Below are 15,816 nucleotides of genomic sequence, written 5' to 3'. Positions count from 1 at the left end.
CGCACAACGGGGAGGGTGATTAGCACAAATTAGCTCCCCCAGCGCTGCTGCAGATACTGAACCGCCTGCTGGGTTTGCGGCTGGTTAAGGTTGTTCTCGCGAAACAGAATCGTCCCCTGAATACCTGGTGTGGTTTCATTGAGGTCGATCTGCTTTTTCAGCTCCGGCACGCCGCCGCCGACCATCCAGTCTGGTTCATTTTTTGACGGTTCACCGACTTTATACAGCGCCACGCCGATATAGAGCCGGGTGTGAGTGGGTTTCACAACATCGGCCCACCACTTAGCCAGCACATCATAGCGCGCGGCATCGCGGGCGAACGGCCAGTACAGCTGCGGCGCGATATAATCCAACAGCCCTTGTTGAACCCAACTGCGGGTATCGGCATAGGACTCATCATAGGCCGCCGCGCCGCGGGTGTCAGAACCGGCCGGATCGTGGGAACGATTGCGCCATACCCCCGCCGGGCTGACGCCAAACTCAACCTGCGGATTCAGTTTCTTGATGGTCTGCGAGACCTGCGCTATCAACTGTTGGGTGTTATGACGCCGCCAGTCGGCTTTCGAGGCATAACCCTGACCATATCGCTGATAGGTTTGATTATCGTTCAGCATCGATCCCGGCGTTTCAGTATAGAAATAGTCATCAAACTGCACGCCATCGATAGGATAGTTTTGCACCACTTCCGCCACGATACTGGTGATCCAGTCACGGACTTCCGGGATCCCCGGATCGAGAACAAAGCGATCGCTGGCGGTACGTATCCAGTTGCGGTGCAGGACAAATACGCTGGCGGGGACCTGAGTCAGGGTGTGGTTAAGTTCGGCGATGGTGGCGGGTTTGGTATTGACCGAAACCCGATACGGGTTGAACCACGCGTGAACTTTCATCCCGCGTTTATGCGCTTCATCGAGCATAAACTGCAGCGGATCGTAACCGGGATTTTCGCCAATTTTGCCGGTCAACATGTCTGACCACGGCAAGATGTGGGACTCCCACAGCGCGGTGCCATCCGGTTTAACCTGGAAGAAGACGGTATTGATGCCCAGGCGTTGTAGATTGTCGAGTTTGGCGATCAGTGCCAGCTTTTGCTGGCTGATACGGCTTTCCGGGCTACTGGCGATAATTGAACCCACCGGCGGCCAGTCGAGACGGGAAACCGTGGTGATCCAGACGCCGCGCACCGGCTGCTGATTTTTTGCCGATTTTTGCGCAACGGGCGGTTTGCTGGCGGTCACCAGCGATTTTGGCGCTTTACTGGTGCAAGTCACGAGCAGCAGTACGGCGGCGGCAACCGCGCCAAGCCGGGTCATGCTGGTGACGGAGAGGAGGCGACGAGAAGCGATAATCATTACTCCCGTAGGCATGTAGACGCTTGAAAAATCACATTGTCTAATGATTCCCCCACCAGGGCAAGCCGCGCTCCGATGTAAAGAAAAATAAAATGCCTTTTGTCTGGTATCCGTACGCATAACGTGCAGAGCTAACGACAACCTTTCACAGCATTTAGCTGAAAAAGCAGAATTAACCTGGATAATTAGCTGGTCAGTTGTGTTACAACATATTACGAGACGCACAGCTAAGGAGAATCCGATGCGAAAAATATTATTGCTGGCCGCCGTTTTGCTGGCATCCGCACCGATCGTCACCCAGGCCGAAGAGATTACGCTTTTACCGGCTATTAAACTGCAGATAGGCGACCGTGATTCCTACGGTCATTACTGGGACGGTGGCCGTTGGCGTGATAAAGACTACTGGCATCGTCATTATGAATATCGTGACAAGCACTGGCGAAAGCTAGAGAAAAAACAGCGTAAAGCCTACGAGAAGGGCTATCACGACGGTCGTAAAGACGCGAAGAAGCGTGAGAAAGAATACTATAAACACCACAAGAATCATCATCACTAAAACGACAACGGGGCCATCGGGCTCCGTTTTAGTTACTGCATTTCATCCCTCTAAGATTCAACTCATTATTCGCTGCTGTAGACGTTATACGTAATCTGCCTTTAGAGGCCTCCCGTAATATTGTCAAATATCACCGTGATTTTTTACAGCGTCAGTATTGCCTGATAAAAATAAAAGTAGCCTACCAAGATTGGTGGGCGAATTTACCGCTAAATCTTTTTTAAGACTATTCCATATTCACAGCGAATGAAAAATCCGATTTGCAAAATAATTAAATATATATTTTAAATCATATAGTTAAATTACACTTTATTTTGTATGGTCTTTGGTATTACACTTTTTTGGCGATTGTTCGTTTTTCTGCGCTAAAAGCTTTGGTGAGATTAATCCTAAAAATTTAAATACGCTAACCACCCATAACTACGAGCCGAAATTGCGTGTTGAATTGACTCGATCGATCTGTAAAATTGTGTGGTGATAGTTAATGAAATGTAATATAGGGATCCACTGCGGTGAAGATTCGTGCGGTAGCTATGCCCATATCACATCGGGAACCCTTTTACGCACAGTGATTAAGGATATTCAGACTTGTTATTCAAGCAGAGATAACCCTTAAGAAAATAATAGCATTGCAATGGAAAAGCATATGAAAACGCGAGTGTTTTTAGCCGCTATGATTGCGGTTTCACTGGCAGGGTGCGAAGCGCCGCCGAAGCCGCAAATTACCGATGACACCATTGAAACCACGCAGGTTAACGGCGTCAATTTGACCCATCGCCATATTGTTGTTCCGCCAACGGAATTTACCCCAATTAACGCAGAATATCGCGCGCTGTATTCTGCCGCGGTAATGAGCCAGGCCGGATATGGCGGCAAAGTGATTGTGCAATTGGTTCCTGGTGCTAATTATATCGCCCTGGGCCAGGCGCAGGACGGTTGGATAGCGTTAGCCAATGAAGGTCAGGAAAATTTAATTGGCTATGCTCCGGCCAATGCCGTCGTCAAAAGTGAACTGTATGATAAAACGGTCCGCGAACAGTCGAAGCGCCCGAAGGCGCGTAAGAAAGCGACCTGCGTGAGCGTCGACGGAAATACCAAAGCCTGCAAAAACGGCAATAACGGTACCTGGATTCTGGATTAATCCCGCCTTTACGAGCGACACCGTATGAATAATAACTCTCTTTTACGCCAGGTCATGCTGGCGTTTTATTTGCTTCTTTTTACGTTGGTTAGTGGATGTGGTTCGTCTTCACACAGCGACCCTGCCCGATACAATCTTCAGTTCCAGGCCCACCCGCAAATTAACAGTTCTGCGCCATTAAAGGTCAGAGTGTTAGTGCTGAAATCCGATGCGGAATTCATGTCCGCCGATTTCTACTCCTTACAAAATAACGCGCAAAAAGTTCTCGCCGGCAACTTGCTGAACAGCGATGAATTTTTCCTTATGCCGGGTCAACTGGCAAAAAAACTCAGCGGGCAGAGCTCGCCGGAGGCGCGTTATATCGGAGTGATGGCGGAATACCAATCTCTGGATGGTAAAAAGTGGCGCATTTCTCTTCCTCTGCCAACGTCTGGCGAAACTCCTTTTTGGCAGTTCTGGAAACTGTCGGCAGATCAGCTGCAAGCCAATTTATATCTTGACGTTAACGGGATCCGCGTCGTGCAGCAATAGCGCGAGCCCTAACAGGAAATTTGTATGAATAAAGCAGAAAAGGTGGTCTGGACCGAAGGTATGTTCTTGCGTCCGCATCACTTTCAGCGGGCAGAAAGCTACCTGCAAACGCAAATTCGCGAATGGGGCGGATTACAGCGCTCCTGGCTGTGGGGTTTCCTTGAGATTGAACTTGATGAGGCGATGCTGCGTCAGGGCTGCATTGCTCTGAGCTATGCCAGCGGCCTGCTGCCGGATGGGACGTTCTTCCAGTTTCGCGATGCTCGTCAGGGCCCGACGCCGTTGCAGCTTCCGGATAACGTCGCCGGCGAAAAAGTCGTACTGGCCTTGCCGGTACGCCGCGGCGGCCGGGAAGAAGTTATCTTCAGCGAGGAAAAAGACTCGCTGGCGCGCTTTACCGCGTTTGAGCAGGATGTAGCGGATGACAATGCGCTGTCGGTTGGCGATGCCACCGTGCAGTTTGCCCGCCCGCGGCTCACCCTGATGCTGGAAAAGGATTTGTCTGCCGAGTGGACGGCCATCGGCGTGGCGTTCATTGCCGAAAAGCGCAACGATAATGCCGTAAAACTCGATAATGGCTATATCCCGCCGATGCTCAACGGCATCAATCATCCTTTGATTTACGCGATGATCAACGACTTGCATGGTCTGCTGGCGCAACGCAGCCAGCAGATCGGCAGCCGGCTGCGACAGCCGGGGCGTTTTAATACTTCCGAATTAATTGAGTTCACTCTACTTGCGCTGGTCAATCGCCATCTCGGCCATCTATCACATCTCAAAACGCTGCCGTTAGTTCACCCTGAGTCATTGTGGAATAGCTGGCTGCCGTTCGCCGCCGAGCTGACGACCTGGATGGCGCAGCGCGGTCCGGATGCCGCCCTGCCAATTTACGACCATGACGATCTCGCTAGCTGCTTCGGCAAACTGATGTTGTTGCTGCGTCAGGGGTTATCACAAGTAATGGAAGACAACGCCATCCAACTCCCGCTGATAGAACGATCGCATGGGCTAAACATCGCGACCGTACCCGAGAGCAGCATGGTGCGTGATTTCGGATTCGTATTGGCGGTTAAAGCTAGCGTACCGGGTGATGTACTGCAAACGCACTTCCCGGCACAGATGAAAGTCGCGCCGGTGAGCAAAATTCGCGATCTAGTGCAACTACAGCTACCGGGTTTGATCCTGCGCGCTATGCCCGCCGCGCCGCCGCAAATTCCGTGGCATGCCGGTTACAACTACTTTGCAGTCGAAAAGGGCGGCGAGCTGTGGAACGACATGGAGAAATCCGGCGCCTTCGCACTGCATCTGGCAGGCGAGTTCCCCGGCCTGGATATGGAATTTTGGGCTATCCGTAGCCCGTCGGAATAAGAAAGCGAGCGTTGATGATGCAGGAACAACAGGCCGCTGCCAGCCATGGCGTAAGCGGCAATAATCCCCTGGTGACGGCCGCCAACCCATTGCTAAATGCGATCCCACAGATCCGTCATTCGGTATCTCACGATGACCAGGCCGGTTTGCGCCAGCGTTTGATTGATGAAATCCGCCGTTTTGAAGTGCGCGCTCAGCAGGCGGGGTTACCCTACGAAGTGATAGTCGGCGCTCGTTACTGTCTGTGTACCGCGCTGGACGAGGCTGCGGCCTTGACGCCATGGGGGAGTAGCGGCGTCTGGTCGGGCAGCGGTCTTTTAGTGACCTTTCACAATGAAACCTGGGGCGGGGAGAAGTTCTTCCAGTTGCTTGCGCGCCTGTCGCAGAATCCGCGCGAACACATCAATCTGTTGGAACTGATCAACTACTGTTTATTGCTCGGTTTTGAAGGACGCTATCGGGTAATGGATAACGGCCGTACGCAATTGGAAACCATCAAGCAGCGCCTGTGGCAAATGATTTGCGGCGTACGCGGCGGCTACGCGCCGCCGTTATCGGTTCACGGCGAGGATCGCCCGGTGCTGCGTAAACTGTGGCATCCGGTGGTGCCGCTATGGGCCTGCGTCGCGCTGGCGGGGTTCGCCGCCTGCCTGTTCTATATCATTCTTAACTGGCGGCTTGGCGATGCCACCAACCCGGTGTTGGCGAAAATTTACCAGACCCCGCTGCCGGAAGCGTCGATTGCTCAGCCGGCGGAAAAATTGCCGGCGGTACTTAACCTGCGAGGTTTTCTGCGCCCGGAAATTGCCGAAGGGCTGGTTGCGGTACGTGACGAAGCGGACCGCAGCGTGGTGATCCTCAAAGGCGACGGGCTATTTGCTTCGGCCTCGACGGTGGTGCGCGATCGCTACGACCCGGTAATTGACCGCATTGCGCAAGCGATGAACAACGTCAGCGGCCGCATTCTGGTGGTCGGCTATAGCGATAATGTGCCTATCCGCAGCGCGCGCTTTGCCTCGAACTACGAACTGTCGCTGGAACGTGCGCGATCGGTACAAAAGCAACTGCAAAATCATCTGACGCAGCCCGAACGCGTAAAAGCCGAAGGGCGAGGGGAAATGAATCCCATCGCGCCGAATACTACTCCTGAGAACCGTGCCCGTAACCGCCGTGTGGAAATTACTCTGCTGGTGTCGCCCGATAATACCCGGGCTGAGCTGAACGGATTGCCCCAAGGAAATTAAGGATGCTGACACTTCTGCTTTCCATACTGACCAACCGGCTGCTGTGGGGTTTTCTCGGCGCTACGGCGGTGGCGGCCGTCATCTGGATGATTGGCCCGCTATTGTCGATTGTCGATACCCGGCCGCTGGAATCGGAACAAAACCGCGTTATATCTATTGCGCTGGTGTACCTCATCTGGGCGCAAAGCCACATTCTGCCGCGTCTGTACAACGCCTGGCTCAACCGCAAGCTGATGGATAACCTGAAGGAAGACACGCCGAAGGGTAACGATCCGCAGCAGCGCCTCAATAGTGAAGACCAGATCCTCGCCGATCGCTTTGATGAAGCCGCGCAAATGTTGAAAAAAGCGCACTTCAGCAAAACCGGCAATGGCCAGTGGACCCAGCGGTTTAGCACCCACTATCTGTATCAGCTGCCATGGTATGTGATTATTGGCGCATCCGGTTCCGGTAAAACCACCGCCTTAGCGAACTCCGGGCTGCAGTTTCCGCTGGCCGACCGCTTCGGAAAAACGGCGTTACGCGGCATCGGCGGCACACGCAACTGTGACTGGTGGTTTACCAACGAGGCCGTGCTGCTGGACACCGCCGGGCGCTATACCACCCAGGAGAGCGAGCAGGCGCAGGACGCCAGCGAGTGGCTGAAGTTCATGGGGTTATTGCGTAAATACCGCCGCCGCCAGCCGATTAACGGCGTTATTGTCACGGTAAGTATCTCCGACCTGTTAACGCAATCGACGGAGGCCTCGCGGCAGCAGGCGGTTAATCTGCGCCAGCGTCTCTCTGAACTACATGAACAATTGGGTATTCGTTTCCCGGTGTACGTACTGGTGACGAAGGCCGACCTGCTTAAAGGCTTCCGCGCCTGGTTTGCCGATTACGACAAGGCGCAGCGCGATCAAATCTGGGGCTTCACTTTCCCGTGGGAGCAGGCAAGTCTTGCCGACTTCGACCTGATGGGCCGCTTTACCCAGGAGTTTGCGCTACTGCAACAGCGGCTTGAAGCCGGGCTGCCGGATACAATGCTGCAAGAGCATGATGCCAAAACCCGCGCCGAAGCCTGGCTGTTCCCGCAAGAGTTTGCGGCGTTGCGGCCACTGTTAGCCGATTACCTGAGTACCGTCTTTGCCCGTTCTAACTTTGAAACCGAGTTTTCACCGCGCGGCATTTATTTCGCCAGCGGTACCCAGGAAGGGCTACCGTTCGACCGCGTGATGGGCGAACTCAATCGCGCGCTGTCTTTGCCACAGGGAAATGAAAACGACAACTGGGACTCAGTGAGTAAAGAAGCGCCGATCCCCGGCGCCAAAGGCCAGAGTTATTTCATTAAAAACCTGCTGCAAAACGTGATTTTCCAGGAAGCCGGCATCGCCGGGCAGAACCGCTGGTGGGAACTGCGTAACCGCGCAGCGATCTGGTCAGGCTATGCGGCGCTCGCGGCGCTGTTAATCATTTCATGCGTACTGTGGCTGACCAGCTACGGCAAAAACAAGGCCTACCTGGAAGAAGTCTCGGTGAAGGTGCCGCAGGTTGAGCAGCAGAGCAAAGCGTTGCAAAACCCCGAGCAGCGCGATCTGTTCGCCATGCTGCCGCTACTCAACGGCCTGCTGGAATTGCCGAAGAGTGCCGATTTTGACGTCAACGACCCGCCGGTCAGCCGCCGGATGGGACTCTACCGCGGAAATGATGTCAGCGACGCCTCGCAGACGCTGTATCAAAAAGCGCTGCAGCAAATGCTGTTACCGGATGTCGCCATGCGTATCACTACCTGGTTGCGCAACGACAATGGCAGTGACGCCGAATATAGCTATGAGGCGTTGAAAGCCTATCAGATGCTCTATCAGCCCAAGCAGTATGACGGCAAGTTTCTACTCTCCTGGGTGATGCTTAACCTGCAGCGTAACCTGCCGCAAAACGTGACGCAGACGCAGCTACGACAGCTGGAAGGGCATCTTGTCCAGCTACTGGAACCGCAAATCCAGTCCTCGCCGTATGCCAGGGATGATGCGCTGATCGCCCGTGAGCGAGCGTTGATTAACCAGCAGCCGCTCTCCTCAAGAGTGTACGGTCGTCTGAAACGTCTACTTGAGCATAATGACAATCTGAAAGCGGTATCGCTGGCGACGCTCGGCGGGCCGCAGAGCGAACTGGTGTTCTCGCGTAAAAGCGGTACGCCGATCGCTGAGGGCGTTCCCGGCCTGTACACGCCAGATGGCTACTGGCAGGTGTTCAATAAACAGATCGATAACGTGACCAGCGCGCTGCATGAAGATGATATCTGGGTGCTGGGCGCCGCCAGCGCGTCGGAAGATAAACAGCAAACCGATAACGCCGTCCGCCAGCTCTATATGCGTGATTTTATCGCCAACTGGGATCGCTTCCTTGCCGATATTCAGCTCAACAATAGCGCCGATCTGTCATCGCGGATCAACACCGCGCGCCTGCTTTCCGCCAGTAACTCGCCGCTGCGTCGTCTGGTTATCAACCTGAGTCAGGTGCTGAACCTGGCGCGCGCCGAGCCGGATACGGTTAAAAGCGAAAACTCAGCCGAGCAGGGCAACCGCGCTACCCGAACGCTGGAAGCGCTTTTCCGCCATGATGAGGGCGGCACAACCCAGGGCGCGGCGCTTAGCCAGACGCCGGAACAGCTGGTAACGGAACACTACGCGCCGCTGATCGAACTGGCGCAGCCGTTGGAAAAGGGCGGCAAAACGATTGTGTTCGACGATTTCCTCAAACAGATCGATGAACTTTATCGCTACTTGACCGCGGTACAGGATGCCGCCAACAGCGGTATGCAACCGCCGGGCGGCGACGCGATTAGCCGTCTACAGGCCAGCGCCGGGCGTTTACCTGGCGGCCTGCAAACTATGTTCAGCAAAATGGCGGTCGGCGCCAGCAGTGATACCCAGCGCCGCGATCTCGATAACGTACGTAAACGGATTAACGTTGAAGTCGGCGGATTCTGCCGCCAGGCTATCGCCGGGCGCTATCCGCTGGTTCGCAGCGCCAGTAGTGAAGTCACGCCGGACGATCTGGCGCGTATGTTCGCGCCGGGCACCGGCATGATGGATACCTTCTTCCGTGACAACCTGACCAATAAAGTCGATACCACGCAGTCCAGCTGGCGTTTTATGCCCGGTATCGATGGCAAAACATTGCCGGGTAGTGAAGGGTTATTAAGGCCTTTCCAGCAGGCGCAATCGATCCGCGACGCGTTCTTTGCCAATGGCGCGACCACGCCGTCATTTAAAGTGACGGTGCGCACCATCAGCATGGACAACCGGATCCTCAACCTGACGCTGGATGTTGATGGCCAGCAGTTGCGCTATAGCCACGGTCCGCAGGCGGTGCAAATGATGAGCTGGCCGGGGCCGGGCGGCACCAACCAGGTGCGTATGCAACTCGGTCTGGCCGATGGTACCACCTCGACGCTGGTGACTAGCGGCTCATGGGCGCTGAACCGCTTTTTTGATAAGGCGCGCACCGCGCCCGGCAGTAGCAGTTTGAGCCGTCAGGCAACGTTTAATGTCGATGGTTACCAGGTCACGCTGGAGTTTGCGCCGAACAGTATCCGCAATCCGTTCCAGCTTCCCCGTTTCTCATGTCCATAACCGCAAGGAAAGCCGAATGACTCACGCCCCTGCGATGAGCTGGTACGGGAAACTCCCCAGTACCGGCGATTTTTTGCAACGTCGATTTCCGGACATGCTGGTTCGCCAGTGGTCGCAATGGTTTCAGGTTGGGCTGATGGCCTGGCAACAGGAGCAACAGCGCAGCGGCGAACGCCAGTTCAGCAACGCGCCGGTATGGAACTTTATCGTTCCGCCGATGTTGAGCGGGCAGATGGTGCAGATGGGGTGTCTGATCCCAGGGCGCGACCGGGTAGGTCGCCAGTATCCTATCTGCGCGCAAATGGCCTTCAACCCGCTGGAGTGGTCGCCTTCGATCCTCACTCAGGCCGGAGAGTGGTATCAGCAGGTGGGCAGAACGCTGCTGCATGCGGTACGTAATGGTTTTTCCGCTGAACAACTTGACCAGGCGCTACTCGCTATTCCAGCGCCAAAGCTGGTAGAGGCGGAAAAGCGTTCGGAAATACTCGACGTGATTGGTTATCAGCAAGATGGGCAAAGCTCCCTGGGCTGGCAGCAGGCGGCGGACTGTTTTGATCCGCAGCGTCAGACCAGTTTTTGGTGGACCAACCGCGCCGATGGTTATCCGCTCTATACCCACGTCCATAGCGGTAATTTGACCGGCCAGCTGTTCACGCTGCTGTTTGATCCCGCCGGGGGCGCGAGGCCGGGCCGTCACGGTCTGTATCCGCCGATGTTTGAATAAGCAGGTAGGCCATGAATATTGATGAATTCCTTGCTCCGGTTAGCGCGGAGCAGCCCTGCGGTGAAAACCTCGAATATGACGCCGATTTCCAGGCAATGGAACAAGCGATGCAGGGTAAAGCCGAGCAGCAGTTCGGCGACACCATTATCCCGGCGGAACCCGCTGACTGGACGACGGTAGAAAAGCTGGCGGCTGGGCTACTTAGCCGCACCAAAGATTTGCGCGTCATGCTGGCGCTGACTCAGGCGTGGACAAAACGCCGCGGCCTGAGTGGTTACGCGGATGGCCTGCTGCTGGTGCAACAGGCGCTGTCGCTTTACTGGCAGCCTATCTATCCGCTGCTGGAAGAGTATGGCGAAACTGATCCGTTTTACCGTATCAATGCGCTCGCGGGGCTAAGTGACAAATCAGCGCTGACCAGCGCGTTACGCAATGCCGTGTTGTTACGCAGTAATGGCGATGAACTGCTATTGCGCGATGCGCAGGCGCTGCTCGATGGCAGTAAAACCGAATGCGCGGATTATCCCGGCGGCCGTTCGCGATTGATTGATGAACTGGCCCGCGGCGGACAGCCGGGGATTGACGCCATCCTCGCCATTCACCAGCGCTTGCAGACCATCCGCGAAATATTAAGCGATTGTCTGGGTGAAAGCGGCGTGCCGGAAATGGAACAACTTCAGAAGACCGTCGGTATCGTCGCCGGCGCCTGCCAGATAACCGATATTTCGTCCTTTCACGCGTCCCGCGAGGAGAGTGCCGTGAGTGAACATCAAGCGATTCCCAACGCGCCGCCGCCGTCTGCCGTTGACTGGCGCAGCGCGCAAATCAGCAGCCGCGCCGAGGCGCAGCAGATGCTGGAAAAAGTAAAACAGTACTTCGCCCAGCACGAACCGAGTCACCCCGCGCCGCTGATGATTGAACGGGTACAGCGGCTGATTGAGCTGGATTTTATGGACATCATCCGCGATTTAGCGCCGGACGGCGTTCATCAACTGGAAAACATTTTTGGACGTCGCGACTGACGCGTCCGGACATTATGGCGACAGGCATAAGGTCTGGCGCTCAACCTTTACCGCGCATCTTCGATGGAGAACATCATGGCAATAAGTAAAAGTGGGCAGAAATTTATCGCACGCAACCGTGCGCCCCGCGTACAGATCGAGTACGACGTAGAGATTTATGGTGCGGAACGCAAAATCCAGCTTCCGTTTGTAATGGGGGTGATGGCGGATCTGGTGGGTAAACCGGTCGACAATCAACCGGCGGTCGATGAACGTAAGTTCCTCGACATCGATATTGATAACTTCGACGAACGTATGAAAGCGCTGAAACCGCGCGTCGCTTTCCAGGTCGACAATACGCTGACCAACGAAGGCAAACTGAACGTCGATTTAACCTTCGACAGCATGGACGACTTCCTGCCGGATGCCGTGGCCCGCAAAGTGGAGCCGCTGAACAAACTGCTGGAAGCCCGTACCCAGCTTTCGAATCTGCTCACCTATATGGACGGTAAAAACGGCGCGGAAGAGCTAATTGCTAAAATTTTGCAGGATCCGACGCTGCTCAAATCGTTGAGCCAGATGCCGAAACAAGACGACAGTGCGAAAGGTAGCGAGGAGTAATCGATGAGCAACCCGACTCAACAACATGAGCAGCAGTCCAGCCAGGCCTTTAGCCAGGATGAATTCAGCGCGCTGCTGAACAAAGAGTTTCGCCCGAAAACCGACCAGGCGCGTTCCGCCGTTGAAAACGCGGTAAAAACCCTCGCGCAGCAGGCGCTGGAAAACACCGTCACGTTTTCCAACGACACCTATCGCACCATCCAGAACCTGATTGCCGGTATCGATGAGCAGCTGTCGCGGCAGGTGAACCAGATCCTGCATCATGACGAGTTCCAGAAACTGGAAAGCGCATGGCGCGGCCTGAGCTACCTGGTCAACAACAGCGAAACCGACGAAATGCTGAAAATCCGCTTTATGAGCATCTCCAAGCAGGAGCTGGGGCGCACTCTGAAGCGTTACAAAGGGGTGGGCTGGGACCAGAGCCCGATCTTTAAGAAAATTTATGAACAGGAGTACGGCCAGTTTGGCGGCGAGCCATTCGGCTGCATCGTCGGCGATTACTATTTCGACCATAGTCCGCAGGATGTGGAATTACTGGGCGAAATGGCGCGTATCGGATCGGCTGCGCACTGTCCGTTTATTACCGGTACCGCACCGGAAGTGATGCAGATGGAGTCCTGGCAGGAGCTGGCGAACCCGCGCGACCTCACAAAAATCTTCCAGAATACCGAATATGCCGCCTGGCGTTCGCTGCGCGAGTCGGAAGACGCGCGTTATCTGGGGCTGGTGATGCCGCGCTTCCTGTCGCGCCTGCCGTACGGGATTCGAACCAACCCGGTGGACAGTTTTGATTTTGAAGAGCAGACCGACGGCGCGGATCACAACAATTACGCGTGGGCCAACTCGGCGTATGCGATGGCGGCGAACATTAACCGCTCGTTCAAAGAGTTTGGCTGGTGCACCTCCATTCGCGGCGTGGAATCCGGCGGCGCGGTGGAAAATCTGCCTTGCCACACCTTCCCGAGCGACGATGGCGGCGTGGACATGAAATGCCCGACCGAGATTGCCATCAGCGATCGCCGCGAGGCGGAGCTGGCGAAAAATGGCTTTATGCCGCTGATCCATCGCAAAAACTCCGACTTTGCCGCCTTTATCGGCGCGCAGTCGTTGCAGAAACCGGCGGAATATCATGATGCCGACGCCACGGCGAATGCCCGTCTGGCCGCTCGTCTGCCGTACTTGTTCGCCTGCTGCCGTTTTGCTCACTACCTGAAGTGCATTGTGCGCGACAAAATCGGCTCCTTCCGCGAGCGCGATGACATGGAACGCTGGCTGAACGACTGGGTGATGAACTATGTCGATGGCGATCCGGCTAACTCGTCGCAGGAGACCAAAGCGCGCAAACCGCTGGCGGCCGCTGAAGTGCAGGTAGCGGAGATCGAAGACAACCCGGGTTACTACACCGCGAAGTTCTTCCTGCGTCCGCACTACCAGCTGGAAGGGCTTACCGTGTCGCTGCGTCTGGTTTCCAAGCTGCCGTCGCTGAAGACCAAGGAAGCGTAATATGATGCCGCCGGGAGGGAACTCCCGGCAGCTACCACGCCATGGAAGAAGGTAAAGAAATGAGATTATTACCACTCTGCACGCTGGGACTGCTCACAGTACTGATGCCATTTACTGTCGTCCAGGCGGCTGATGATTCCGCCAATTTACTGCGCGATCCCAATCAACTATCACGTAATGATGTGCGGTTGAGCGGTGAAAAGTTTCTCCAGGCCTGGCTGGCGCAGGACAATACCCAGCAGCAGTTAAAGGCCAATATGTATCTGCTTGGCGTGATGGATGCAACAGAAGGTAAAGCCTGGTGCGGTTATCAGCAGGCATTGCCGGGATCGCTTCGAGAAAGCGTCTACAGCTATTTCAAAAAGCTGCCCGACGAGCGAATAAAACAGCCTGCGGCGATGCTGATTACCGAAGCGTTGGCGAAGGAGTTGCCTTGCAAACAGGGAGCGACGTCATGAGGCTTCCCTGGCGACAACATGATGAATTTTGGGAATTGAGGTAGCAACCAAAGCCAACTTTTGGGAGTTGCCATGAACAGAATCATTATCAGTCTGCTGCTTGCTAGCAGTGCGTCGGCTTATGCCGGGGACGACCCGGTATTTTTTGTTAAACAGCTACCTTATAAGCAGGTTGTTAAAGACGTGGTTTTATCCCGCTGTCTGGCGCAGGTAGCCGATGATAAAAGTCAGTTTTCTGAGGATGCTGCGCGCAGTAGCAATACGTTGCTGGAGTGGGTACCTTTCGATATTGAAAACGGTAATGACAAAATTAACGCCATTATTGCTAAATACAAAAGTGCCGCCAATGGCTTTCATTCCGAGAGACAACCCGCAACTCAGGGCGTTACCTTAAATTGTTTGCGCCTTTATCATAGTACGGAACTGGATAAATTAACTTCGCAGATAATCATCGGTGATCCTAATAAAACCTGGAGTCAGGATAACTAGCATTAATTTCAACTTTGCATTCCTGCTATTCAATGGACAATTATGTTGAGATATATAATTAACGACAGGGAGATTCGAATTTGGGAATGAGTACGCCGAAACAAATCGCCGATGGTATGTTGAAAATTTTTGACTCTGGCAAAAAAAGCAGTATTGAGATTTTTGCTAACAGCACGATTAGTGGCTTCATGTCTATTCCAGAAGATCTTTGGATGTTGTCTAAAGATTTTCTAGACTCTGATCATCGCTGGCGCAATGAAACAGATAAAATCAGGCTTATCAGCCTCATTAAAAAAGGTGTAACTTCAGAAGAAGTACGCAGATTAGTGAATGTGGTGATAAAACGTTATTTATGTGGTCTTTCTGAAGAACAATCGAGAGAACTTCTGATAAAAGTTGGGGGTTCGCAAGTTGGTGGCATTGCTTTCAAAATGGCATTTGTGAACGAGTTGGTTTCGTTGTTTATTTCTAAAATAATTCCTCGTTTTTTAGTGTCCGTAGGTGTGACTGGAGTATTAAGTGTGGGGGCGTCTATTTCGAGGTCCATTTATACATCATATGAGCTACGCAATTTAAACAAAGAGATTTATAATCAATTGCGAGGAATTGGTGATTTAGATTTATTATATTTTCTGGTTGAGGGTAATATTAAGCCATTTATCATTGCAATCAACTACCAACAAGCTCATGGCGCTATAGATAAAGAAATATTCAACCATTTCCTATCAGGGGTTGGTCGTGTTAAATAAAATCATTAAATACTTATGTGTTTATATTCTTTTGATTTTTTCATTCATTCTATTTTTTACAACTCTAGGTTATTATATTTTTGTATGTGACTGGGGTGGTGATATTGTAGCGCTGGCGAAAAATGTGTTTCTTTTGATGTTGCTTATTATCGCATCTCTCGCCATATACTATTTCGCAGAGAGGGTAAAATCAAAGTTGTGATGCGCGACACAATTTGATTAAAATACGAACCCCCATAAAAACAAGGGCGGTGAAAATTATTTTTCCGACAAGCAGTCCAATATTTATTGTATTGAATGATTCAAGCGAAATAATATACCATAATGATTGAAAAATATTGACAAGAGAAAATATGCCAATAATTGAAAGTATAATTATCAATGCTACCGATAGCGCTTTTTTCATTCATCAATCCTTTTTTGCTGTAGTTGGTTGGATTTATTCTAGATTAACCAGGTATTAGT

Annotated in this window: 15 protein-coding genes; 13 read left to right on the top strand and 2 right to left on the bottom strand. The window is 53.3% G+C overall.

Annotation, left to right across the window (positions count from 1 at the left end; genetic code table 11):
• Positions 1–29 precede the first annotated feature (29 nt).
• A complete protein-coding gene (locus PGR09_RS06330) occupies positions 30–1,313 on the bottom strand; it encodes a glycoside hydrolase family 10 protein (RefSeq protein WP_213797310.1) in 1,284 nt (427 codons plus the stop codon).
• Between the two features lie 280 nt (positions 1,314–1,593).
• Between PGR09_RS06330 and PGR09_RS06325 the strand changes: the two genes are divergently transcribed.
• From PGR09_RS06325 to PGR09_RS06265, 13 genes are all read left to right on the top strand, one after another.
• Positions 1,594–1,908 carry a DUF2502 domain-containing protein gene (locus PGR09_RS06325; protein ID WP_015705463.1) on the top strand — a complete coding sequence of 105 codons (315 nt, stop codon included), beginning with the start codon at positions 1,594–1,596 and terminating at the stop codon, positions 1,906–1,908.
• 646 nt (positions 1,909–2,554) lie between these two features.
• On the top strand, positions 2,555–3,049 hold the full coding sequence (locus tag PGR09_RS06320) for a hypothetical protein (protein WP_015366552.1): 495 nt from the start codon (positions 2,555–2,557) through the stop codon (positions 3,047–3,049).
• A gap of 24 nt (positions 3,050–3,073) precedes the next feature.
• Positions 3,074–3,580, top strand: coding sequence for a type VI secretion system lipoprotein TssJ (gene tssJ / locus PGR09_RS06315; RefSeq protein ID WP_315710522.1), 507 nt, complete (start codon positions 3,074–3,076; stop codon positions 3,578–3,580).
• Between the two features lie 24 nt (positions 3,581–3,604).
• A complete protein-coding gene (tssK, locus tag PGR09_RS06310; protein WP_047067581.1) occupies positions 3,605–4,948 on the top strand; it encodes a type VI secretion system baseplate subunit TssK in 1,344 nt (447 codons plus the stop codon).
• 14 nt (positions 4,949–4,962) lie between these two features.
• A complete protein-coding gene (locus tag PGR09_RS06305; RefSeq protein ID WP_047079152.1) occupies positions 4,963–6,192 on the top strand; it encodes a DotU family type VI secretion system protein in 1,230 nt (409 codons plus the stop codon).
• Positions 6,193–6,194: 2 nt separating this feature from the next.
• Positions 6,195–9,806, top strand: a complete 3,612-nt coding sequence (gene tssM / locus PGR09_RS06300) for a type VI secretion system membrane subunit TssM (protein ID WP_430915930.1) — start codon at positions 6,195–6,197, stop codon at positions 9,804–9,806.
• A gap of 16 nt (positions 9,807–9,822) precedes the next feature.
• Entirely contained in the window at positions 9,823–10,530 is a 708-nt protein-coding gene (tagF, locus tag PGR09_RS06295) for a type VI secretion system-associated protein TagF (protein ID WP_047048474.1), read from the top strand.
• 11 nt (positions 10,531–10,541) lie between these two features.
• On the top strand, positions 10,542–11,552 hold the full coding sequence (gene tssA, locus PGR09_RS06290) for a type VI secretion system protein TssA (protein ID WP_047048471.1): 1,011 nt from the start codon (positions 10,542–10,544) through the stop codon (positions 11,550–11,552).
• Positions 11,553–11,627: 75 nt separating this feature from the next.
• Positions 11,628–12,152: a type VI secretion system contractile sheath small subunit gene (gene tssB / locus PGR09_RS06285; protein ID WP_015366559.1), complete on the top strand. Its 525-nt coding sequence runs from the start codon at positions 11,628–11,630 to the stop codon at positions 12,150–12,152.
• Positions 12,153–12,155: 3 nt separating this feature from the next.
• A complete protein-coding gene (tssC, locus tag PGR09_RS06280; protein ID WP_045382220.1) occupies positions 12,156–13,655 on the top strand; it encodes a type VI secretion system contractile sheath large subunit in 1,500 nt (499 codons plus the stop codon).
• A 59-nt stretch (positions 13,656–13,714) separates the two neighbouring features.
• Complete coding sequence (locus PGR09_RS06275; protein ID WP_315710517.1) at positions 13,715–14,113, top strand: Rap1a/Tai family immunity protein; 399 nt, start codon at positions 13,715–13,717, stop codon at positions 14,111–14,113.
• A 72-nt stretch (positions 14,114–14,185) separates the two neighbouring features.
• A complete protein-coding gene (locus tag PGR09_RS06270; protein ID WP_315710515.1) occupies positions 14,186–14,602 on the top strand; it encodes a T6SS amidase immunity protein Tai4 family protein in 417 nt (138 codons plus the stop codon).
• 86 nt (positions 14,603–14,688) lie between these two features.
• Positions 14,689–15,351, top strand: a complete 663-nt coding sequence (locus PGR09_RS06265; protein WP_315710513.1) for a hypothetical protein — start codon at positions 14,689–14,691, stop codon at positions 15,349–15,351.
• 190 nt (positions 15,352–15,541) lie between these two features.
• Here PGR09_RS06265 and PGR09_RS06260 read toward each other — a convergent pair whose 3' ends face one another.
• Positions 15,542–15,757 (bottom strand): hypothetical protein, encoded by a 216-nt coding sequence (locus PGR09_RS06260; protein ID WP_047079156.1) that lies wholly within the window; start codon positions 15,755–15,757, stop codon positions 15,542–15,544.
• Between the last annotated feature and the right edge of the window lie 59 nt (positions 15,758–15,816).

Source organism: Klebsiella sp. 141251, assembly GCF_050600725.1.
Lineage (GTDB): Bacteria > Pseudomonadota > Gammaproteobacteria > Enterobacterales > Enterobacteriaceae > Klebsiella > Klebsiella aerogenes.
The sequence above is the reverse complement of the archived record's forward strand: the minus strand, read 5'-3'. Positions and strand labels throughout refer to the sequence as shown.